This window comes from Rahnella selenatireducens (genome assembly GCF_046449555.1).
GTDB lineage: Bacteria > Pseudomonadota > Gammaproteobacteria > Enterobacterales > Enterobacteriaceae > Rahnella > Rahnella selenatireducens.
The window spans coordinates 16,113-37,811 of the sequence record NZ_JBKEZJ010000003.1 but is presented as its reverse complement, the minus strand read 5'-3'; the positions used below and the strand labels follow the sequence as shown (position 1 = coordinate 37,811).

Below are 21,699 nucleotides of genomic sequence, written 5' to 3'. Positions count from 1 at the left end.
GATAGAATCACGACACACCCCAGTACATTCACATGCAGAGGATCCCCCATGAAATTGATCAGTCAGAATTTTGAGAACGGTGCACCGATGCCGGGCGAACTGGCATTTGCCGTTCAGGATGCACAAAACCACCTGGCCCTTTCCTCCAACCGTAACCCGCACTTAGCCTGGAGCGACGTACCGGAAAACACCCGTTCGTTTGCGCTGGTTTGTGTGGATCCGCATGTGCCGAGCCGTCCGGACGACGTGAATCAGGAAGGCAAAGTGGTTTCCGCCTCACTGCCGCGTATCGATCTGTTCCACTGGCTGCTGGTGAATATTCCTGCTGATACCCGTGAGATTGCCGAAGGCAGCCACAGCGACAGCGTGACGCCAAAAGGTAAACCGGCGTTGCCCGCTGAAGCCGGAATGCGTCACGGCATCAACGGTTATACCGCGTGGTTTGGCGACGACGAAAATATGGGCGGCGATTACTATGGTTACGACGGAGCCTGCCCGCCGTGGAATGATGAGATTGCACACGATTATGTGTTTACGCTGTACGCGCTGGATATACCTGAGCTGGAATTGCAGGGTAAATTCTATGGCCCGGATGTGCTGGCCGCCATCGACGGACACGTTCTGGCGCAGGCCAGCCTGACCGGAACTTACACCTTAAATCCGGACGTGAAGTAATGCCCGATGGCAGGCGAAACCATGCACCCTGAAGCGCGCGGCAATGCAGGAAATCTTCTGCCAAACCAACTGCCGGTCATCCACGACCGGCTTTTTTCGCTGGCGCAACCTTATCTGCAACAGCCGCATCAGGTGTCCAATTTCCGGTTTTTCGAGCCATCGCTGCTGCGGGTTAATTACGGGCAACTGACGCTGAGTCAGGAGCATGAAATCCCGGTGACGCTGGGGAACTCGCCACATTTGATGGTGATTTCGCAACATACGCAGGCGCAGGTCAGTAAAACCGTCAGTGCAGAAAGCGGGATTTTCTCGTCTCTTTTCCTCGGGTTTTCGCCTGCGCTGATCGCCGGGTTTTACCGCGACAACGCCCCGCTGCTGACGCCTCTGACGCCGCTTAACGGTTTTCAGATCCTGCCGCTTGACGATGAATTACAGGAAACGCTGGATTATTGTCTGCATGGTCTGAAAAATCCGGCCAGCACGGCGGTGCAGCAAAACCGTCTGACCGGCGTGCTGATCGCACTGGCAGAACGCGGAATTTTATTCATGCCGCGCGCAGGTGAACCGCTGGGCACCCGTCTGACCACGCTGCTGGCTTCCGCGCCGGAATTTGCCTGGACCGCCGCCAGTGCCAGCCAACAACTGGCCATGAGTGAAGCCACTCTGCGGCGGCGGCTGGTGGAAGAGCAAATCAGTTTCCGGACATTGTTGCAGGATATCCGCATGCATCACGCCATGACGCTGCTGCAAACCACGCGCTGGAGCCTGTCACAAATCGCCGATGCCTGCGGCTATCGCGCCAGTTCGCGGTTTTCCCTGCGTTTTCGCGAGCGGTTTGGCTGTTCACCTGCTGACATCCGTTAAACAATGAGTCGTTAATTAAAAATTCATCTATAAAAAAAACCAGTCACCTCAGATGACTGGCTTTTATGTTTTCCGCTTTTAACGCATCAGAAAATTATTCAGATTCAGCCGGCGGTTCGTTACCGGCTTTTTTCGGTGCCAGCAGGCCATCGGCGCGGAACATCGCTTTAATGCCGCGCACCGCCTGACGGATGCGATCCTGATTTTCGATTAATGCGAAACGCACATGGGTATCGCCATAGTCACCGAAACCAATGCCCGGCGACACACAGACTTTCGCATCCGCCAGCAGGCGTTTGGCGAATTCCAGCGAGCCTAAATGGGCATACGCAGGCGGGATTTTCGCCCAGACGTACATCGACGCTTTCGGATTTTCCACCATCCAGCCCGCCTCGTGTAGCCCGCGCACCAGCACGTTACGGCGCTGGCGATATTGTTCGGCAATGTCTTTCACGCATTGCTGGTCGCCTTCCAGCGCCGCAATCGCCGCTACCTGCAACGGGGTAAATGTGCCGTAATCGTGATAACTCTTAATACGCGCCAGCGCGCTGACCAGCTCAGGATTGCCGACCATAAAGCCGATACGCCAGCCTGCCATGTTGTAGCTTTTGGACAGCGTGAAAAATTCCACCGCGATATCTTTTGCGCCCGGCACCTGCATGATCGACGGCGCTTTCCAGCCGTCATAAACGATATCGGCATACGCCAGATCGTGGATCACCAGTACGTTGTATTGTTTTGCCAGCGCCACCACGCGCTCGAAGAAATCCAGTTCCACGCATTGCGCCGTCGGGTTTGACGGGAAACCGAGGATCATCATTTTCGGACGCGGGATGGTTTCGCGAATGGCTTTTTCCAGTTCGGCAAAGAAATCCACACCTTCTGCCAGCGGCACGGAGCGCACCTGCGCACCGGCAATCACTGCGCCGTAGATATGGATCGGATAACTTGGGTTTGGCACCAGAACGGTATCACCGTGATCGAGCGTCGCCAGCATCAGATGCGCCAGCCCTTCTTTTGACCCGATGGTGACGATAGCTTCGCTTTCCGGATCGATTTCAACCTGATAGCGGTCGGCATACCAGCGGGAAATCGCCCGGCGCAGACGCGGAATGCCGCGGGATGTCGAGTAACCGTGTGTGTCTTCACGCTGCGCAACCTGCACCAGTTTTTCCACGATGTGTGGTGGTGTCGGGCCGTCAGGATTCCCCATACTGAAATCGATGATGTCCTCGCCACGGTGGCGTGCGGCCATTTTCAGCTCAGCTGTAATGTTGAAGACATAAGGGGGAAGACGATCAATACGCGAAAAACGACGGGGTGAACTGGAATCAGCCATAATTTCCTCTGGGATACGTAAGCGCCCGGACCGTCCGAGCGACGCTGGCCGCGTTGCGGCCTTCAACGAACATATCGCAGAGGAAAAAATCTGTCGAGAGATTGAGCAACATTTTTTTAACTACGGGGATTTTTCACTCAGCGCGCGTATCGCTGGCAAGCAGCCCCAGCAGCCAGTCGTTTTTCCATTCAACGCCAATGCGGTAGCTGTCACGCAGCCTGCCTTCATACTGAAAACCGCATTTCTCCAGCACACGTCGCGATGCGTCGTTACCTTCCAGCACGTTGGCCTGCAAACGGTGGAATCCGCACTGGTCGAAAGCAAAATTTAATACTTCTCGTAATGACTCGACCGCATAGCCTTTGCGCTGATGTTCCGGTGCCAGAATAAAGCCCACTTCCGCCTGCTGATACGGACGCCAGTCGGGGAAAAATCCGGTCAGCCCCACCGCCACGCCGGTTTCTTTTTCGCGGATCAGCAGGCAGAGCCAGAAATCGCAATAGCGATCCCAGTTGCCAAGACGCTGTTCAAAACGGCTGTGAACCTGCGCGGGCGTTTCGATATCGCCGATAAAACGCATCACTTCCGGCGTCTGGTACAACTGCAAAAAGAACGCCCAGTCGTCAGTCTGGATTGGCTGCATCGTAAGCCGCGGCGTTGATAACGAGATCATTTCTGGCTGTTCTCCATTTTTAGTAAGCGTTTTGGATCTGGACCGGACCGCATTCCGTCCTTTGGTGGTGAATCTCTGACCTTTTATTTATAATAACGGCTGAATCCATTTGGCACAGATATGTATTACTGTGCAGAGAAATCACCATGCCTCACATGTTTGATATGCTGCTGGCGGTCTTTGACCGTGCGGCGCTGATGCTCATCTGTCTGTTCTTTCTCACGCGTACCCCGCTGTTCCGTAAACTGCTGCACAAAGAAAATGATAACCATACGGCGCTGGAACTGGCGGCGGTTACCGCGATTTTCTCGCTGTTTGCGATTTTCGGCACACTTTCGGGGATCAACGTTGAAGGCTCGCTGATTAACGTGCGGACTATCGCCATTATGTCCGGCGGCATTCTGTTCGGGCCGTGGGTCGGTATTATTACCGGCGTGATTTCGGGTACCCACCGTTTTCTGATCGACATTCACGGGCCGACGTCCATCCCGTGTCTGATCACCAGTATTACCGCCGGTTTTCTGTCTGGCTATATCAATAAAAAAGTCAAAAAAGCGCTGCACTGGAAAGTCGGTATTCTGGCCGGCATGCTGTGCGAAACGCTGACTATGATCCTGATTTTACTGATGGCCCGCCCGTTTTCGCTCGGGCTGGATATCGTGATGAATATCGCCGCGCCGCTGATCCTTGGTGCCAGCTCGATTGGTCTTATCGTGATTCTGGTGCAAAGCGTCGAAGATGAAAAAGAGGTTATTGCCGCCCGGCAGGCGCGGCTGGCGCTGGATATTGCCAATAAAACGCTCCCCTATTTCAGGAATATCAATGCTGAATCGTTAGACAGCATCTGCCGGATTATCCGCGATGATATCGATGCCGATGCCGTCGCCATTACCGATACCAGAAACATTCTTGCATACGTCGGTACGGGCGCGGAAGAATACAATATCGGCCACGAAGCGCTCAGCGAGATGACCAAAGCCACGCTTGAAAGCGGCCAGATTACCGTCAAAAATAACGATGAGATGCACCGCACACCGCAAATCCATTCACTGATTATTATCCCGCTGTGGGAAAAAGGCGAAGTGACCGGTTCCCTGAAAATCTATTATTGCGACCCGCACCGCATAACCTATTCGCTGAAAGTCATGGCGATCGGACTGTCGCAAATTATGTCGACGCAGATGGAAGTTTCGCGCACCGAGCAACTGCGCGAGATGGCGAATAAAGCCGAAATGCGCGCCCTGCAAAGCAAGATCAATCCGCATTTTCTGTTTAACGCGCTGAATGCGATTTCGTCTTCAATACGCGCCCGCCCTGACGTTGCACGGCAGCTGATCATCAATCTTTCCCGTTACTTACGTTATAACCTGGAACTGAACGATGAGCTGATTGATCTGCGCAAAGAACTGCATCAGGTGCAGGATTACATCGCCATCGAGCAGGCGCGGTTTGGCAGCAAGCTGACTGTGATTTATGACATTGATGACGATATTTCGGTGAAAATTCCCAGCCTGCTGATCCAGCCGCTGGTGGAGAATGCTATCGTCCACGGGATCCAGAAGTGCAGCGGGAAAGGTGTGGTGGTGATTTCAGTCAAACATCAGCCCGACGGCGTCAAGGTTTCTGTCAAAGACACCGGCCACGGTATTAACCAGGAAACCATTGACCGTGTTGAGCGCAACGAAATGCCGGGGAATAAAATCGGCCTGCTGAATGTGCACCACCGCGTTTCGCTGTTGTACGGTCAGGGGCTGACAATCCGCCGCCTTGAACCGGGGACAGATATTTCATTTTTAATTACCAAGGCCTCTTCCGCTGTGGCAAATGCCCTTGAGAGCAAAATAGCCTGAAGCGGAAGATCTGTGCAGTCACTGTTCGCAAATTATCATTTTTTTGAAGCATTTAACCTGCCGCCCGCGTTTCGGGCGAATGCATCGGGGAATATTCCATGAAAGCCATTATCGTCGAAGATGAAATACCGGCTCAGGAAGAACTGAGTTATCTGATTAACACGCACAGCAACATCGAAATTGAAGCGATATTCGATGACGGGCTGGATGTGCTGAAATATCTGCAAACGAATGAAGTCGATGCAATTTTCCTCGATATCAGCATTCCTTCGCTCGACGGCGTGTTGCTGGCGCAAAATATCAGTAAGTTTGCACACAAGCCTTACATCGTGTTTATCACTGCCTACAAAGAACACGCCGCCGTAGCTTTTGAAATCGAAGCGTTTGACTACATTCTCAAGCCTTATCACGAATCCCGCATCGTCACGATGCTGCAAAAACTCGAATCACATTTCCAGCGCGACAGCCAGAATAAACAGGAAGCCGCCGCGCCCGCCCCCAATAATGCGCCGCGCGTCAGCCACAGCATTAATCTCATTAAAGATGAGCGCATTATCGTGACGGATATTAACGATATTTATTACGCGGCCGCGCAGGAAAAGGTGACGCAGGTGTATACCCGCAAAGAAGAATTCACCATGCCGATGAATATCACCGAGTTGTGCAACCGCCTGCCGGAAGAGCATTTTTTCCGCTGCCACCGTTCGTATTGCGTGAATTTGTCGAAAATCCGCGAGATTGTGCCGTGGTTTAACAACACCTACATTTTGCGGTTAAGTGATTTGGATTTCGAAGTACCGGTCAGCCGGAGCAAGGTAAAAGAATTCAGGCAGTTAATGCGGTTCTGATGCAGGGCAGGTGCATTTTTGAGGCGGGGAAGGTGCTCTGTCACTCTCTGAATCTGAATTATTACAAAAATGTCATCAACCCGTCATCTTGGGGTTAGTCAGGAAAAAGTAGACTTTGTTTCGTCAAGGCAGAGGATATTTCGTACTTTCTCATGTCTGCGATGAGGAAAATCAAAAATATAACTCTGCAAAATATTCTGCGTTATTAACAAATAACATTGAGTTCAAAAGGACGAACATATGTTTAAAAAGAAATTATTACTCGCCGGTATAATCAATGCTCTGTGTCTGACATCTGCCTTTGCAGCAAATCCTCTCAGCGTCCATGTTTTAAACCTGCAAAACGGCCTGCCGTCACAGGGTGTAAACGTATCGCTCGAGAAGCAAGAAGGTAACAAATGGGTGCAGTTAAGCAGCGGGGTAACCAATGAACAGGGAAGAATTCCTGCACTGTATCCCAATGAAAATGTGATGGAAAAAGGCAATTACAGGGTGACGTTTAAAACCGGAGAATGGTTTGAAAAGCATCATACCGCTTCTTTTTTCCCGGAGATCCCGGTTATTTTTAAAGCAGATGGCTCAGTGCCTCACTATCACATTCCTCTGCTTGTCAGTCCTTACGGTTTCTCGACTTATCGCGGGAATTAATAACAGAAAAGAAATAATGATTGTCCTGACTCTCCCCTTCACAAAGGAGAGTCAGGATCACATTAAATCGTTATACCAATAGACTGACGCAGATAAGCTCCCGCGCCTAACAATCCCGGCTGATCGTGGGTGATCAGGAACACCGGAATATCCATCAGATAATCTTTGAAACGCCCTTTGTCTTCAAACGCCGCACGGAAACCGGAGGCTTTGAAGAATTCCAGGAAGCGCGGCACAATCCCGCCCGCGATGTACACACCGCCAAACGTCCCCATGTTCAGCGCAAGATTGCCGCCAAAACGCCCCATGATGACGCAGAATAATGACAGCGCGCGGCGGCAGTCGACATTTTCGTCTGACAGCGCCAGCTCGGTGACGTCTTTAGGTTTGAAGTTTTCCGGCACGCGGTTATCGGATTTAACAATAGCGCGATACAGATTCACCAGCCCCGGCCCTGACAGAATGCGTTCCGCAGAAACGTGGCCCATTTCGGTGCGCAGCTGTTCCAGAATAATGTCTTCTTCTTCGCTGTTTGGTGCGAAATCAACGTGACCGCCCTCGCCCGGTAAACTCATCCACTGTTTGTTGGCGTGGATCAGATGCGCAACGCCGAGGCCGGTGCCCGCGCCGTAAATCACCGCCGGTTTGCCGTCCTGCGCTTTTTTACCGCCAAACTGCAGCAAATCCGCTTCTTTGAGCATCGGGATCGCCATAGAAACGGCGGTGAAATCGTTAATCACCTCCAGATGTTTCAACCCGAGGCTTTTCTTCATTTCTGCAATGGAGAAGGCCCAGGTGTGGTTAGTCATCGCAACCCAGTCACCGGTAATCGGGCAGGCAATCGCGATACATGCATCCTCAACTTCCTGTTGCTGCTGCGAGAGGTATTCACGAACCGTGGCTTCGAGGCTGTCATATTCCAGCCCGGAAAAAGTCTTCGACTGAGAAATCTCGCCGCTGTCTAAAGCGCAAAGCGCCAGGCGACAGTTAGTGCCCCCGACATCGCCCACCAGGGAGTATTTGGTCATGTTATTCTCCACAAAAGTAAATTCGTTATGCTGCGCACCCGCGCCAAAAGTTGCTGTGCTAAAGAGTACGCTGCCAGACGCGCTGATGTAACCTGTACATCCACTAACGCGCCGGCGAAAGCCTGCCAGCGGGGCAAAGCTTACAGATTCGTGTGGGCAAAATAGCGGTAATTGCTATACGCTGCAACGCAGTTTTGAACCAACGCACATTTATGCGGCATGTCACACAAAATAATGTCGACCGCCAGTAAACAGACCTTGCTGAGATTCATCTAAGCTATTAGGGCAAACAAAACTATAGAATAAGGAAATACTTGCATGTTTCATCCCCGCGCCAGACTCATGCTGGCTTTTGCGTTGCCCGCGATCGTGATCGGTGTGCTGTCGAGCCTGATTCTGGTCGTCATTATGATGCTTGCCGGTGCGTTGCAAACTTTGCTTTGGCAAAACATTCCCGCAGTTTTACATCTGAATACCCAGTCTGCTGGCTGGACAATGTTTATGCTGACGCTGACGGGCGTCGGCGTGGGCGCATTAATCAAGTATATGCCAGGTCATGCGGGACCCGATCCGGCCTCTGAATCGCTGATTGGCGCGCCCGTGGCAATCAACGCTTTACCGGGGCTGGCGCTGGCACTCATGCTGGGGCTGGCGGGTGGCGTCAGCCTGGGGCCGGAACATCCGATTACCGTCATTAATATTGCGCTGGTGGCAGCGCTCGGCGCTCGCCTGATGCCCAAAGTGCCCACCACAGACTGGGTTATTCTGGCCGCAGCGGGGACTATTGGCGCACTGTTCGGCACGCCAGTTGCGGCGGCGCTTATTTTCTCGCAAACGCTCGGCACCAATAAAGATGTCCCCCTTTGGGACCGGTTGTTTGCCCCGCTGCTCGCCGCAGGTGCGGGGGCGATCACCACCGATCAGTTTTTCCAACCCGATTTTTCGCTGAGCATTCCGGCATATGACAGCTCGCGCCTGATTGATGTTTTCAGCGGTTCCGTGGTGGTGTTAATTGCCATTGCGCTGGGGATGCTCGCCGTCTGGTTATTCCCGCATATGCACCGGCTGTTCAACAATATTCAGAACCCTGTACTGCGGCTGGGGCTCGGCGGGTTTATGCTCGGGCTGCTGGCGCTGATTGGCGGGGAAATCACGCTGTTCAAAGGGCTGGATGAGATGAAAGAACTGGCCCATTCGAATCAGTTTTTTGAGATGGGGCCACTGCTGGCGATTACGCTCACCAAGCTGGCGGCCTTGGTGGTCGCGGCGGCGTGCGGTTTCCGTGGCGGACGCATTTTCCCGGCGGTATTCGTCGGGGTTTCGCTGGGCCTGATGTTGCATCAGTACGCCCCGGATGTTCCTGCGGCGATCACCGTTTCTTGCGCCGTGATGGGCATGGTGTTGGTGGTCACGCGCGATGGCTGGCTCAGTCTGTTTATGGCTGCTGCCGTGGTGCCGGGGCTTAAATTGCTGCCGCTGCTGTGTATCGTGATGTTACCGGCCTGGCTGATGCTGGCCGGTAAACCGCTAATGCAGGTGGCGAAACAGTCAGTACGACGTCAGGATCCTGACGCCGATTAATGTTCTTTCAGGGCGAACTCGGCCGCTGCCAGCGCGTGAATGGCGGTGGTGTCGAAAACGGGAACGCCCGCGTCTTCAGCGCCCACCAACAGGGTGATTTCGGTACAGCCGAAAATAATCCCTTCCACGCCCTGCTGTTCCAGGCTGGCAATAATCCGCCGGTATTCCTCGCGTGATTCGTCCCGGATAATCCCCAGACAGAGCTCTTCGTATATGATCCGATGGATGATTTCGCGATCACCGGCATCCGGCGTCACGACATCAATCTGATGCTGTTCCTGTAAGCGCCCGCGGTAAAAATCCTGTTCCATGGTGAAACGCGTGCCCAGCAGGCCAATTTTCCTGAGCCCCTGCGCTTTGATTTTTCCGGCGGTGGCATCGGCAATGTGCAGCAACGGCAGGCCGCCAATCCGCTCAATATCCCCGGCCACTTTGTGCATCGTATTCGTGCAAACCACGATGACATCGGCTCCGGCGCGCGCCAGCGAGCTGGCCGCGTTGCCAAGAAGCTCGCCCGCCTGCTGCCAGTCACCGGCCATTTGCAGCTTTTCAATCTCGTAGAAATCGACGCTATAGAGGAACAGTTTGGCCGAGTGTAATCCGCCCAACTGTTGTTTCACGTGTTCGTTAATCATCCGGTAATACGGCACGGTGGATTCCCAGCTCATGCCGCCAATCAACCCTAACGTTTTCATTTCTTCTTCCCTTTTGTCTGCGTGACAAAACCATAACCGACAAAAAGCCCGCAAACAAAGAAAATGTCTGCGGGCTTTTTTTGGGCGAAGGCCAGCGGGAATTAATGCTTGGCCGGGCAATCCTGAACCATTTCGCGACGCTGCATCCAGCGCTGACGCAGCGTGTCGTACAGCCAGTTATACGCCACGGTGTACGGCAGGAAGAACAGGAAGAACCCGATTTCCAGCATAAATGCGTCGAGCAGGCCGATACCCAGCCACAGCGCGGCAATCGGCAGGCCAATCAGAATGAACCCGCCCTCGAAACCCAGCGCGTGAGCAATACGGATTTTCAGCGTTCGCACCACGCGGGTCACCGGCCAGAATTTGTCGAAGAAGGTGTTGTAAATGATGTTCCACACCATCGCCGTCGTCGACAACATGATAGCCAGCGCGCCCATTTCCCAGATCGGTTTATTCAGCGCCCATGCGGCGACCGGGGCTGAGATCAGGACGGCCAGCGTCTCGAAGCCGACGGCATGGAAGATGCGCTCGCCCAATGTTTTCTGAGATGAATTGCGTGTTTGCTTAGACATAAAAACCTGCCTGATTCCTGGTAATTAATGGGTGACGGTTGTCACAGGTGGGCATTATCATCACTAAATGAGATGGATAAAAGATAGTAAGTATCGATAAAATAGATGGATTGAAATCACAGGAGGGTTGCTTATGCGCTATTCACCGGAAGCCCTGACGGCGTTTGTGGAGGCGGCCGACGCCGGATCTTTCTCCGCCGCCGCGCGCAAATTGCGGAAAAGCCAGTCGACAGTCAGCACGGCTATTGCCAATCTGGAAGTGGATTTAGGCGTGACGTTGTTCGACCGTCAAAGCCGCCATCCGGTGCTGACGCCCGCCGGGCAGCGCGTACTGAGCCATGTTCAGGCCATTTTGGCCGCCAGCGAGCGCCTTGATGAGCTTGCCGTGCGTTTATCCACGCAGTCTGAAACCCGTCTGACGTTTGTGCTTTCCGATACCTATCAGCCGACCCATCATGAAGCGCTGCTGCGCCGGTTTGAGCAACGTTATCCGGATATCGAATTTGAGTGTCAGATTGCCGAAGATCAGGACGTCATCGAGCTGTTGCAATCAGGTCGCGCGCATATCGGCATGGTGGAAGCGCAGGCAAGTTATCCGCCAGATATTGGCGCGGCGCGTCTGCCCGAGCAGACGGATATGTCGATTTTTTGCAGCCGTGAACACCCGCTGGCGAAAATTGAGAGCCTGCAACCCGAGCAGTTACACACGTTTCGGGAGCTGTGTTTGCAGCCTTACAGCCGTCGCGAGATGCCGCGCGCGCAGGGCCAGGTGTGGTCTGCGCCCAGTTATCTGATGCTTTTGGAAATGGCGGAACAGGGGTTTGGCTGGGCGACGCTGCCGCACTGGCTGGTGAAGCAGTTCGGGCATGACAAACTGGTGACGCTGCCGTTGCGCGGCTGGCCGAAAAAGATTTCTGTGGATGCAGTGTGGAGCAAGAATAACCAGCCCGGACCGGCGGGAAGCTGGTTCATCGACCAGCTGATTGACCCGCCGGAAACGGACGAAGATTTATTGCCCTGAGTTACGTTTCGCCAGCGATTTTGTCACCGAGCTTAACAGTTCGGGGATGTCCATTTTCGGCAGAACCACTTCAATCCAGGCCATCTGGCGATGCGCACCGGCTTTTTCCATCGCCTCTTTCAGCGCCTGCGGAGAATCAGCCCGCGCGGTGAAAACATCTTTGCCGCCAAACGCCGACGGGAACTGCGTCCAGTTCCACTGCGCGATGTCGTTGTAGCGCTGCGTTTCGCCGTGGATCGCCCGTTCAACCGTATAGCCGTCATTATTAATGACGAAAATCACCGGCGGCAAACCATAGCGGATCGCCGCGCCCAACCCCTGAAGGGTCAGCTGCGCAGAGCCGTCGCCGATAAGCAACACCACGCGGCGCGCGGGAGCCGCAATCTGTACGCCAAACGCGGCGGGCAGCGTAAAACCAATCGAGCCCCACAACGGCTGGACGACAAACTGGCAATCTTCTGGCAGGTTCAGCGCCGCTGCGCCAAAACACGCGGTGCCCTGCTCAGCCACCAGAATATCGCCCGGTTGCAGGAAATCCTGAATCTGCTGCCAGAATTCGTATTGCCCGAAATGCCCTTCGTGCGAGGGAGGCAGCGCCGTGCGTTTCACCGGATAAGGTTGCCAGCCGGAAGCCAGTTCCGCGGTCAGACGATGCAGGACGCTGACGGTTTTAGCCATCGGCAACTGGTGGAAAATCTGTTCACCCACGCGGGCAGAAAATGGCTGGAGATCAATGCATTTGCCGTCGGGGAGTTGCTGGGTAAATCCGGCGGTGATCGTATCGGTAAATTTCACCCCGACGTTAATCACCACATCAGCGCCTTCAATGGCCTCGCGGGTTGACGACGCGCTGGCTGCGCCGGAATAGGTTCCGGCGAAATTCGTTTGCTGCTCGTTAAACAGCCCTTTACCCATCAGCAAGGTGGCGTGCGGCAGCGGCACTTCTTCCATCCACTCTTCCAGCGCGGCTTTGACGTCGAAGCGGTCGGCAAGAAAATCCGCCAGCAGAGAAACGCGTCTTGCGTCGCGCAACTGAGTTTCAGCGGCGGCAACAAAAGCTTCCAGAGAAGATGGCGAAAATGGCGGCTGACGTGTAGGAACCGGATGAGCCCGGGTGCTGACCGGCAACGCAGCGACGTCACTGGGCAGCAAAATATAGCCCGGACGCGAGTGGTAGCTCACTTCTTCAATCACGCGGTCAATTTCAGACAACGCATTTTCCGGCGTCAGCGCGGCTTGCGCGACGCTGACCGGTTGCGACATCCGCATGAAGTGGCCGAAATTGCCGTCACCCAGCGTGTGGTGCATCAGTTCGCCTTTCCACTGCGAGGCCAGCGCCGGTGACCCGACGATATGGATCACCGGAACATATTCGGCAAAACTGCCCGCAACGCCATTGAGCGCGCTCAGTTCGCCCACGCCAAACGTCGTCAGCAGCGCGCCGATACCCTTGGTGCGCGCATATCCGTCTGCACCATACGCGGCGTTAAGTTCATTGGTACAGCCGACCCAGGTGATTTGCTGATGATTAATCACGCTGTCGAGGAATTTCAGGTTGTAATCCCCCGGCACGCCAAACAGCTCGGAGATCCCACTGAATGATAAGCGGTCTAAGAGATAGTCACCTACGGTATATTCATTATCCATGACGATCCTCTGTTAAAAATAGAGTAAGCAGTTAATCCCACTAGCCTAAGTATTACGCCAAACCGGGGAATAGGATATTTATTATTCGAAATAGAATGTGGAAACGCAGAGTTACAGCCTTGCACTGAGATCACGCAGGCGTTTTAGTTCAGCAGTTACGATAATAGAGCGGGAATAAGGATTGTTCCGGATGTGATCTGAATATCTGGAAATGATTGTGAAAGCGCATACACTAAAAAGGCTTTTTACCTCATTCTTACATGATTCATACAATTTAAAAGAAAGGTCTCTATGCCGTATTTAGCGAGTCCAAACCGTTACGAAAAGATGGAATACCGCCGTTGTGGTCAGAGCGGGCTAAAACTGCCTGCTGTTTCCCTTGGCCTCTGGCATAACTTTGGGGATAACGCCCATTTTGAAAATGGCCGGAAGCTTATCCGCCACGCTTTCGACCACGGGATCACACATTTTGACCTCGCCAATAACTACGGTCCGCCTCCGGGTTCTGCCGAACAGCATTTTGGCCGTATTTTGCACGAAGATTTGCTGCCGTACCGCGACGAGCTGATCATCTCTTCCAAAGCCGGTTACACCATGCGGGACGGCCCTTACGGCGACTGGGGCTCGAAAAAATATCTGGTTGCCAGCCTGAATCAAAGCCTGAAACGTATGGGCCTGGATTACGTGGATGTCTTCTACCATCACCGTCCGGATCCTGACACGCCACTGGAAGAAACCATGGCAGCGCTGGATCTGATCGTGCGTCAGGGTAAAGCCCTGTACGTCGGATTATCCAATTATCCGGCAGACCGCGCCAAAGAAGCGTTTGAGATCCTCAAACAGCTCGGCACACCGTGCCTGATCCATCAGCCAAAATACTCGATGTTCGAACGCTGGGTTGAAGCAGATTTGCTCGATACGCTGGCGGATAACGGCGTGGGTTCGATTGCCTTTTCGCCACTGGCGGGCGGCGTGCTGACGGATCGTTATCTGGCGGGCATTCCTGAAGATTCCCGCGCGGCCAGCGACAGTAAATTCCTGACCGCCGACCAGCTGACGGAAGAGAAATTGGCGAAAGTGCGTAAGCTGAATGACATTGCGCAGGCGCGCGGGCAGAAACTTTCCCAGATGGCGCTGGCCTGGGTGCTGCGTGGCGACCGCGTGACGTCCGTGCTGATTGGTGCCAGCAAAACCGGGCAAATCGATGATGCGGTTGGCATGATTGCTAACCGTCATTTCAGCACGGAAGAACTGGCAGCCATCGAAGCTATTTTAGTGTAAACGGTTACCCAACTCCCCCCCAAATTATACGAATTGCGTCAAGGCGGCAATTGAAAGAATCCCGGTCACTTACACGGGTAAGTGACCGGGGTGAATGAAAGCAGCCAACGCAGAGGCGGCTCGTATGATGACGGGGGAGGATCCGTAAGGTTTTCGTTAAGGCAGGTAAATCAATCAAAACAGGATTGTAAGCAATAGAACCCGCTCCCTCTTCCCCTTATAACTGTCAGCATAAATTATAAGGAATCTGGGGCCGTCTATGATTAAGCCAATACTTCTCGGAACATTGCTGTTCGCTTTGCTGCCTGCCGCCGCGCCAGCTGTTCAGGCCAGCAATTTTAGCCTCAATACACCCGGTCTTTCGATCAGCATTGGCGACCGTGACCGTCGCGGTTATTACTGGGATGGATACGACTGGCGCAACCCGAGCTGGTGGAACAGTTACCGTGGCCACAATTATGGTCACCGTGGCCCGCGCGGGGATTACTGGGACGGCTACCGCTGGCGCGATCAGGGCTGGTGGAATCATCGCCATCCGCCACGTCGTCCGATGCCGCCGCCGCGTTATTACCATGGAGACCACGGACGTCCGCATTATGACCACGGGCGTGGTCCGGACAGAGGTCGCGGCCATGATCGCGGACACGGGCACGATCGCGGGCATGACGGCCATCATCACTGATTCAGCGGATAGCAGAAACAAAAACGGGACAGCGCAAACTGTCCCGTTTTTTATGGCTTTAATCTTTCAGCCGGAAATTATTTCAGCATACCGATCAGCAAGTAGAGATTAAGGCTGACGACAATCAGTACGATGATGCGCCCCGCCCACTGCACGGTTTTGGTATTCACCATTTCGCCCATCAGGCTGCGGTTGCCGGTAAACGCCAGCAGCGGCAACAACGCCAGCGCAATCCCGAAACTCAGCAGCACCTGGCTCATGACCAGAATTCGCGTCGCGTCCAGCCCCATCAGAATCACGATAAAAGACGGCATCATGGTGACCGTGCGGCGCACCCACAGTGGAATGTAGAATTTCACAAAGCCCTGCATCACCACCTGACCAGCCAGTGTACCGACCACGGTAGAGGATAAACCGGCGGCGACCAGGCTAAGGCCAAATGTCGTCGCGGCGGCGTGGCCGAGCAGCGGTTGCAGCGTCAGATAAGCTTCATCGAGTTCACTGATCCCGCTGTGCCCGCTGAAATGGAACGCGGCAGCGGCGGTCGCCATCATTGCCAGATTAACGAAACCGGCGATGGTCATTGCGAGACCGACATCGAGTTTTGTCGCGGAATAACGCTGTTCTTTCGATGCCTTTCCGCCTCGCTGAGTCAGCGAAGAGTGGAGATAAATGACATGCGGCATGATGGTCGCGCCCAGCACACCGGCGGCAAGATAGACGGAATCGCTGGTGGGCAGCGCAGGGATCAGCATGCCTTTGCCCAGCGCCACCATGCTTGGCTGCGAAAAGAACAGTTCAACGATATAGGCGGCGGCCACAAACAGCAGCAAACCGGCGATAACCAGTTCCAGCGGTTTTTGCCCACGTTTTTGCAGCCCGAGGATAATAAAGGTGGCAATCCCGGTGAGCACGGCGCCCTGAAGCAGCGTGACCCCGAGAAGTAATTTGAAGCCGATCGCCGCGCCGATAAATTCGGCGAGATCGGTCGCCATCGCGATGATTTCTGCCTGCACCCAGTAAGCCCAGACGGCAGGACGCGGGAAACGGTCACGGATGTGTTCGGCGAGGTTTTTACCGGTGGCGATACCCAGTTTGGCAGATAATAACTGGATCAACATCGCCATAACGTTGGCCCAAACCACCACCCACAGCAACTGGTAACCATACGAGGCACCGGCCTGAATGTTAGTCGCAAAGTTGCCCGGATCGATGTAACCGATGGCGGCAATAAACGCCGGTCCCATCAGTGAAAGCTTCATCTTTCTGGCTGCGCGGCCTGAAGATTCGGCCCGGCTGTTCAGCATAGTCAGTTAACCCTTACGTTTGTTACGCTTACATAAATCATATCTAATTGATAATGATTATCAAGTGCATTTAGAATGATCTGAGTAATTACTCTGATAGGCAGTAGCGTAAGCGGCAAAGTGTGAACTGAGTGGTTAATCATTCTGTGAGCTTTCAGAAAGACTTACAGAACGCTTTTTCCTAAAACAGACATTTACTGGCCAGATTCGGAACGCATTACGGCACATGATAAAACTAGCACAAGAATGCTAACTGTGCTTAGTTTTATTAACATCTTGATTTTTTGTGTGATAGGCCTCGATTTGTTGCAATTCGTGTCCGTAATTTCTATATTTGCAAGCGACTTCACGTTTTAAATGTACGCGTTACATAGAATGTCCGTCGAAATATAGCCTGCCTCTAATTTGGAGCACCCATGTCCCGAATATTGCACTTTGTATTAGCGTTGGCCGTTGTCGCTGCACTCGCTTTACTGGTGAGCCGTGACCGGAAGAATATCCGTTTACGTTTCATTGTTCAGCTGTTGGTCATCGAAGTCTTATTAGCCTATTTCTTCCTGAACTCTTCAATCGGTTTAGGTTTTGTGAAAGGCTTCTCAGACTTGTTTGAGAAATTATTAGGATTCGCTGCGGAAGGGACCGGCTTCGTATTTGGAGGCATGAGCGATAAAGGATTAGCGTTCTTCTTCTTGAAAGTCTTGTGTCCGATCGTGTTCATTTCTGCACTGATCGGTATTTTACAACACATTCGCGTACTGCCTTTCGTCATCCGTATCATCGGTACGGTCTTGTCGAAAATTAATGGCATGGGAAAACTGGAATCTTTCAACGCCATCAGCTCCCTGATTTTGGGTCAGTCAGAAAACTTTATCGCGTATAAAGATATTCTGAGCAAAATGTCTGAAAAACGTATGTACACCATGGCAGCCACAGCCATGTCGACAGTGTCTATGTCGATTGTGGGTGCGTACATGACCATGCTGGAACCGCGCTTCGTTGTTGCTGCGCTGGTGCTCAACATGTTCAGTACCTTCATCGTACTGTCGTTAATCAACCCTTATAAAGTTGATTCAGAAGAAGACCTGCAAATCGGTAACACGCATCAGGGTCAGAGCTTCTTTGAAATGCTGGGTGAATACATCCTGGCCGGTTTCAAAGTGGCGATCATCGTTGCAGCCATGTTGATTGGTTTCATCGCACTGATTTCCTGCCTGAATGCGCTGTTCGACGTGGTGTTCGGTATCACCTTCCAGGGCGTGCTGGGTTATGTCTTCTATCCATTCGCATGGATGATGGGTGTGCCAAGCCACGAAGCCTTGCAGGTCGGCAGCATCATGGCAACCAAACTGGTTTCCAATGAATTCGTTGCGATGCTGGATCTGCAAAAAGTAGCGACCGAACTGTCACCACGCGGTGTGGGCATCCTGTCCGTCTTCCTGGTGTCTTTCGCGAACTTCTCGTCTATCGGTATCGTGGCCGGCGCTATCAAAGGCCTGAACGAACACCAGGGCAACGTGGTTTCACGCTTCGGCCTGAAACTGCTGTACGGCTCAACCCTGGTCAGCGTGTTGTCAGCTTCTATCGCGGGTCTGGTACTGGCGTAAGCAAGCAGCAACAGAAAGACAAAGAAAGGCGCTCCGGCGCCTTTTTTTATGTCTGCAATTCAGGGAACAAAAGGGGCAGGACCGAAAGGGATAGAACAGAAAGCAAAAAACCCGCCGAAGCGGGTTTCTTTAATATTTGGTGGAGATAAGCGGGATCGAACCGCTGACCTCTTGCATGCCATGCAAGCGCTCTCCCAGCTGAGCTATACCCCCACACGAGGTCGTCCACATTGTACTTCTTGTGTTCCCTTTTGAGGAACAAACCAACTGACTCTGGTAAGAAAGTTGGTGGAGATAAGCGGGATCGAACCGCTGACCTCTTGCATGCCATGCAAGCGCTCTCCCAGCTGAGCTATACCCCCAATTCATGCCCGTAAAAACGGGTGAACGGGGCGCATAATATGAAACGCAGTCTGGCCTGTCAACGGCTAAATCCGTTTCTGGAATCAAGCGCTGAAAAAGCCGCCAAATCTCGCATTTCACAGGGAAAAAAGCCCTGTCCTCACGGAAATTTCCCGCAGGATGCATTGTTTTACAATTTGCCCGTCAGCCCGCATTCCAACTAGCTTTTTGATCTGCATAAGCATTTTCTTAACATCTATGTCCGAATGATTAATGGAATGTTAGCAGACTATGAAAATCGTCTTGTTTTGGGATAAATCTCAGAATAGACTGCTCGCGCAATAATCATAACTTACACCATTCGAGCTATCTCATGTCCTTGTATTCACCTAAAGAAATCGCAACCATCGCTGTCACGGCAGGCGTTAATAAAAGCCATGCTTCCGTGTTGAATTTGTTAATTTTGGGCTTCCTGGCTGGCGCATTCATCGCCACCGGTTTCCTGCTGGATCTGCACGTAATAGGGACGTTACCTGCATCCTGGGGTTCATTCAGTAACTTGCTGGGCGCCGCCGTATTCCCGGTGGGTATCATCCTGACCGTCTTAGCAGGGGGAGAACTGCTGACCGGTAACATGATGACCTTACCGATCGCCTGGTTTGCACGTCAGATCAGCCTCTACGCCGTTCTGCGCAACTGGTTCTGGGTCACCCTCGCTAACCTGCTTGGCAGCCTGGCCGTGGCCTATTTCTTCGGTCACGTTCTCGGTCTGACCGAAGGCGCGTTCCTGAGCAAAACCGTCGCCACCGCCACCGCAAAAGTGAATGCAGACTTTATGCACACCTTCATTTCCGGTATCGGCTGCAACTGGCTAGTGTGCCTGGCGATCTGGCTGGCCTTCGCCAGTAAAGAAGTCGGCGGTAAAGTGATCGGGATGTGGTTCCCGGTGATGGCGTTCGTGGCGATCGGCTTCCAGCACGTCGTTGCAAACATGTTCATCGTGCCTGCGGCAATTTTTGCCGGTGCGCTAAGCTGGTCACAGTACTTCCCGAACTTCGCAGCCGTATTCCTCGGCAACGCGGTCGGCGGCGCGGGCTTCGTGGGTCTGATGTATTTCCTGGCCTACCGCCCTACCGTTGCAGCACCTGCGACTGAACAACGTTAATTCGCTCTGACGTTTACTACACATTAAAAAAGCCAGCCGGTTTCCCGCGCTGGCTTTTTTTTACTTCATCACTCTTGAGAATGAATCGAAAGAAAACTTACTGCTGCTGGGTTTCACGCTCAGCGATAAAGGCTAACGCCATGTCGATACGCGCCAGCACACGGCTCTGACCGATAGCGTGAACCGTTACGTCAACGCCCGGAGACTGACCGGCACCGGTGACAGCAACGCGCAGTGGCATGCCGACTTTACCCATCCCGACTTCCAGTTCATCCGCCGTGCCCTGAATCGCATGGTGAATGTTTTCAGCCGTCCAGTCAGTAATCGCAGCCAGTTTCGCGCGAACCACTTCCAGCGGCTGACGAGCCACAGGACGCAGGTGTTTCTTCGCCGCATCGGCATCGAATTCTGCGAAATCTTCGTAGAAGTAACGGCAGGACTCCGCCATTTCTTTCAGTGTTTTGCAACGCTCGCCCAGCAAGGTCACGATTTCGAACAGCTGCGGACCGTTACGGGTTTCAATACCAGCCTGCTCAACGTGCCACAGCAGGTGCGTCGCGACGTATTGCGGATCCATCGTATTGATGTAGTGATGGTTCAGCCATTGCAGTTTCTCAGTGTTAAACGCACTGGCAGATTTGCTGACGTTTTCCAGAGAGAACAGTGCTTTCATTTCGTCACGGCTGAAGATTTCCTGATCGCCATGGGACCAGCCCAGACGCACCAGATAGTTCAGCAGCGCTTCCGGCAGATAGCCATCATCGCGATATTGCATAACGCCGACCGCGCCATGACGTTTGGACAGTTTTTTGCCGTCGTCGCCCAGAATCATGGAAACGTGCGCGTAAACCGGTACCGGTGCGCCTAGCGCTTTCAGGATGTTGATCTGACGCGGGGTGTTATTGATATGGTCTTCGCCACGGATCACGTGGGTAATTTCCATATCCCAGTCATCCACCACAACGCAGAAGTTGTAAGTCGGAGAACCGTCGGTACGGCGGATGATCAGATCATCAAGCTCGTCGTTGCTGAATTCGATCGGGCCGCGGATCTGGTCGTCGAAAATAACAGAACCTTCCTGCGGGTTACGGAAACGCACCACGCAAGGCTCATCAGCGGCGTGATGTTCGTGGCTGTCGCGGCAACGACCGTCATAACGCGGCTTCTCGTTATTGGCCATCTGATGTTCGCGCAGCGCTTCCAGACGCTCTTTAGAGCAATAGCATTTATACGCCGTGCCATTTTCCAGCATTTCATCAATCACCGCGTTATAACGGTCAAAGCGTTTGGTCTGGAAATACGGGCCTTCATCCCAGTCCAGATTCAGCCAGTTCATGCCATCCATAATCGCGTCGATCGCTTCCTGAGTGGAACGTTCGAGATCGGTGTCTTCGATACGCAGCACAAACTCACCGCCAAGGTTGCGGGCAAAGAGCCAGGAATAGAGCGCGGTACGGGCGCCACCGACGTGCAGGTAGCCGGTCGGGCTTGGGGCAAAACGGGTTTTGATTTTCATCTGGGTGCAACCTTAATAACGCAACGCTGAATAACGTCGCTATCAATTAACAAAAAGTGGCTGACATTCTACCACTCTGCCCTGATTCCTCAACGCTGATACAGGGGCAGTGACCTTGTTTAAGGCCATGAATGCGTAAAGAATCGACTACGCGGGCGAGAAACGCGTCAGGTTGACTAAAAATAAACCGAACGATCATTTTTGTTTTTAAAAAGCGTTGACGTTATTTCAAGTATCCCTATAATGCGACTCCATCACGACGGGGGCGATTAGCTCAGTTGGTAGAGCATCTCCTTTACACGGAGGGGGTCGGCGGTTCGAGCCCGTCATCGCCCACCACTCTTTAAGAGTGCCGCGT

19 protein-coding genes and 3 tRNA genes are annotated in these 21,699 nt (G+C 53.2%); 12 read left to right on the top strand and 10 right to left on the bottom strand.

From position 1 onward, the window contains the following. Positions 1 to 48: 48 nt before the first annotated feature. A complete protein-coding gene (locus ACLBVC_RS05990) occupies positions 49 to 675 on the top strand; it encodes a YbhB/YbcL family Raf kinase inhibitor-like protein (RefSeq protein WP_410148875.1) in 627 nt (208 codons plus the stop codon). A gap of 6 nt (positions 676 to 681) precedes the next feature. Continuing rightward, positions 682 to 1,539, top strand: a complete 858-nt coding sequence (locus ACLBVC_RS05985) for a helix-turn-helix transcriptional regulator (protein WP_410148874.1) — start codon at positions 682 to 684, stop codon at positions 1,537 to 1,539. A 94-nt stretch (positions 1,540 to 1,633) separates the two neighbouring features. Here the strand turns inward: ACLBVC_RS05985 and alaC are convergent, their stop codons facing one another. Next, a complete protein-coding gene (gene alaC, locus ACLBVC_RS05980; protein ID WP_410148873.1) occupies positions 1,634 to 2,878 on the bottom strand; it encodes an alanine transaminase in 1,245 nt (414 codons plus the stop codon). Between the two features lie 133 nt (positions 2,879 to 3,011). Continuing rightward, positions 3,012 to 3,551 carry a GNAT family N-acetyltransferase gene (locus ACLBVC_RS05975; RefSeq protein WP_410148872.1) on the bottom strand — a complete coding sequence of 180 codons (540 nt, stop codon included), beginning with the start codon at positions 3,549 to 3,551 and terminating at the stop codon, positions 3,012 to 3,014. A gap of 146 nt (positions 3,552 to 3,697) precedes the next feature. On the opposite strand from ACLBVC_RS05975, the gene ACLBVC_RS05970 reads away from it, so the two are divergent. From ACLBVC_RS05970 to uraH, 3 genes are all read left to right on the top strand, one after another. Further along, positions 3,698 to 5,401: a LytS/YhcK type 5TM receptor domain-containing protein gene (locus ACLBVC_RS05970; RefSeq protein WP_410148871.1), complete on the top strand. Its 1,704-nt coding sequence runs from the start codon at positions 3,698 to 3,700 to the stop codon at positions 5,399 to 5,401. Between the two features lie 98 nt (positions 5,402 to 5,499). Then, on the top strand, positions 5,500 to 6,249 hold the full coding sequence (locus ACLBVC_RS05965) for a LytR/AlgR family response regulator transcription factor (RefSeq protein WP_410148870.1): 750 nt from the start codon (positions 5,500 to 5,502) through the stop codon (positions 6,247 to 6,249). A gap of 240 nt (positions 6,250 to 6,489) precedes the next feature. Then, positions 6,490 to 6,897, top strand: a complete 408-nt coding sequence (gene uraH / locus ACLBVC_RS05960) for a hydroxyisourate hydrolase (protein WP_410148869.1) — start codon at positions 6,490 to 6,492, stop codon at positions 6,895 to 6,897. 62 nt (positions 6,898 to 6,959) lie between these two features. Here the strand turns inward: uraH and glk are convergent, their stop codons facing one another. Further along, positions 6,960 to 7,925 (bottom strand): glucokinase, encoded by a 966-nt coding sequence (gene glk / locus ACLBVC_RS05955; protein WP_104921150.1) that lies wholly within the window; start codon positions 7,923 to 7,925, stop codon positions 6,960 to 6,962. Between the two features lie 318 nt (positions 7,926 to 8,243). Here glk and ACLBVC_RS05950 point away from each other — a divergent pair, with 318 nt between their 5' ends. Continuing rightward, positions 8,244 to 9,506 (top strand): ion channel protein, encoded by a 1,263-nt coding sequence (locus ACLBVC_RS05950; RefSeq protein ID WP_410148868.1) that lies wholly within the window; start codon positions 8,244 to 8,246, stop codon positions 9,504 to 9,506. Here ACLBVC_RS05950 and ACLBVC_RS05945 read toward each other — a convergent pair. Further along, complete coding sequence (locus ACLBVC_RS05945; protein ID WP_410148867.1) at positions 9,503 to 10,201, bottom strand: aspartate/glutamate racemase family protein; 699 nt, start codon at positions 10,199 to 10,201, stop codon at positions 9,503 to 9,505. The two genes, ACLBVC_RS05950 and ACLBVC_RS05945, sit on opposite strands and share 4 nt — an antisense overlap. Positions 10,202 to 10,302: 101 nt before the next feature. Continuing rightward, on the bottom strand, positions 10,303 to 10,776 hold the full coding sequence (locus tag ACLBVC_RS05940) for a multidrug/biocide efflux PACE transporter (RefSeq protein ID WP_152324494.1): 474 nt from the start codon (positions 10,774 to 10,776) through the stop codon (positions 10,303 to 10,305). 133 nt (positions 10,777 to 10,909) lie between these two features. On the opposite strand from ACLBVC_RS05940, the gene ACLBVC_RS05935 reads away from it, so the two are divergent. After that, positions 10,910 to 11,797, top strand: a complete 888-nt coding sequence (locus ACLBVC_RS05935) for a LysR family transcriptional regulator (RefSeq protein ID WP_410148866.1) — start codon at positions 10,910 to 10,912, stop codon at positions 11,795 to 11,797. On the opposite strand, the gene ACLBVC_RS05930 is transcribed toward ACLBVC_RS05935, so the two are convergent. Continuing rightward, entirely contained in the window at positions 11,786 to 13,444 is a 1,659-nt protein-coding gene (locus ACLBVC_RS05930) for an alpha-keto acid decarboxylase family protein (protein ID WP_410148865.1), read from the bottom strand. The two genes, ACLBVC_RS05935 and ACLBVC_RS05930, sit on opposite strands and share 12 nt — an antisense overlap. Before the next feature lie 291 nt (positions 13,445 to 13,735). On the opposite strand from ACLBVC_RS05930, the gene mgrA reads away from it, so the two are divergent. Both mgrA and ACLBVC_RS05920 read left to right on the top strand, forming a co-directional pair. Then, positions 13,736 to 14,725 (top strand): L-glyceraldehyde 3-phosphate reductase, encoded by a 990-nt coding sequence (gene mgrA, locus ACLBVC_RS05925; RefSeq protein ID WP_410148864.1) that lies wholly within the window; start codon positions 13,736 to 13,738, stop codon positions 14,723 to 14,725. Positions 14,726 to 14,984: 259 nt separating this feature from the next. Continuing rightward, positions 14,985 to 15,407: a DUF2502 domain-containing protein gene (locus tag ACLBVC_RS05920; RefSeq protein WP_195816225.1), complete on the top strand. Its 423-nt coding sequence runs from the start codon at positions 14,985 to 14,987 to the stop codon at positions 15,405 to 15,407. A 77-nt stretch (positions 15,408 to 15,484) separates the two neighbouring features. Here the strand turns inward: ACLBVC_RS05920 and ACLBVC_RS05915 are convergent, their stop codons facing one another. Next, a complete protein-coding gene (locus ACLBVC_RS05915; RefSeq protein WP_410148863.1) occupies positions 15,485 to 16,714 on the bottom strand; it encodes an Nramp family divalent metal transporter in 1,230 nt (409 codons plus the stop codon). Positions 16,715 to 17,130: 416 nt separating this feature from the next. On the opposite strand from ACLBVC_RS05915, the gene ACLBVC_RS05910 reads away from it, so the two are divergent. Beyond that, on the top strand, positions 17,131 to 18,318 hold the full coding sequence (locus ACLBVC_RS05910; protein WP_195816223.1) for a NupC/NupG family nucleoside CNT transporter: 1,188 nt from the start codon (positions 17,131 to 17,133) through the stop codon (positions 18,316 to 18,318). 137 nt (positions 18,319 to 18,455) lie between these two features. Here ACLBVC_RS05910 and ACLBVC_RS05905 read toward each other — a convergent pair. Next, positions 18,456 to 18,531, bottom strand: a tRNA-Ala gene (locus tag ACLBVC_RS05905). A 73-nt stretch (positions 18,532 to 18,604) separates the two neighbouring features. Beyond that, a tRNA-Ala gene (locus ACLBVC_RS05900) sits at positions 18,605 to 18,680 on the bottom strand. A 353-nt stretch (positions 18,681 to 19,033) separates the two neighbouring features. Here ACLBVC_RS05900 and ACLBVC_RS05895 point away from each other — a divergent pair. Next, positions 19,034 to 19,825, top strand: coding sequence for a formate/nitrite transporter family protein (locus ACLBVC_RS05895; protein ID WP_410148862.1), 792 nt, complete (start codon positions 19,034 to 19,036; stop codon positions 19,823 to 19,825). Positions 19,826 to 19,922: 97 nt separating this feature from the next. Here the strand turns inward: ACLBVC_RS05895 and gltX are convergent, their stop codons facing one another. After that, positions 19,923 to 21,341: a glutamate--tRNA ligase gene (gene gltX / locus ACLBVC_RS05890; RefSeq protein ID WP_410148861.1), complete on the bottom strand. Its 1,419-nt coding sequence runs from the start codon at positions 21,339 to 21,341 to the stop codon at positions 19,923 to 19,925. A 263-nt stretch (positions 21,342 to 21,604) separates the two neighbouring features. Between gltX and ACLBVC_RS05885 the strand changes: the two genes are divergently transcribed. Further along, a tRNA-Val gene (locus ACLBVC_RS05885) sits at positions 21,605 to 21,680 on the top strand. Positions 21,681 to 21,699: the final 19 nt, after the last annotated feature.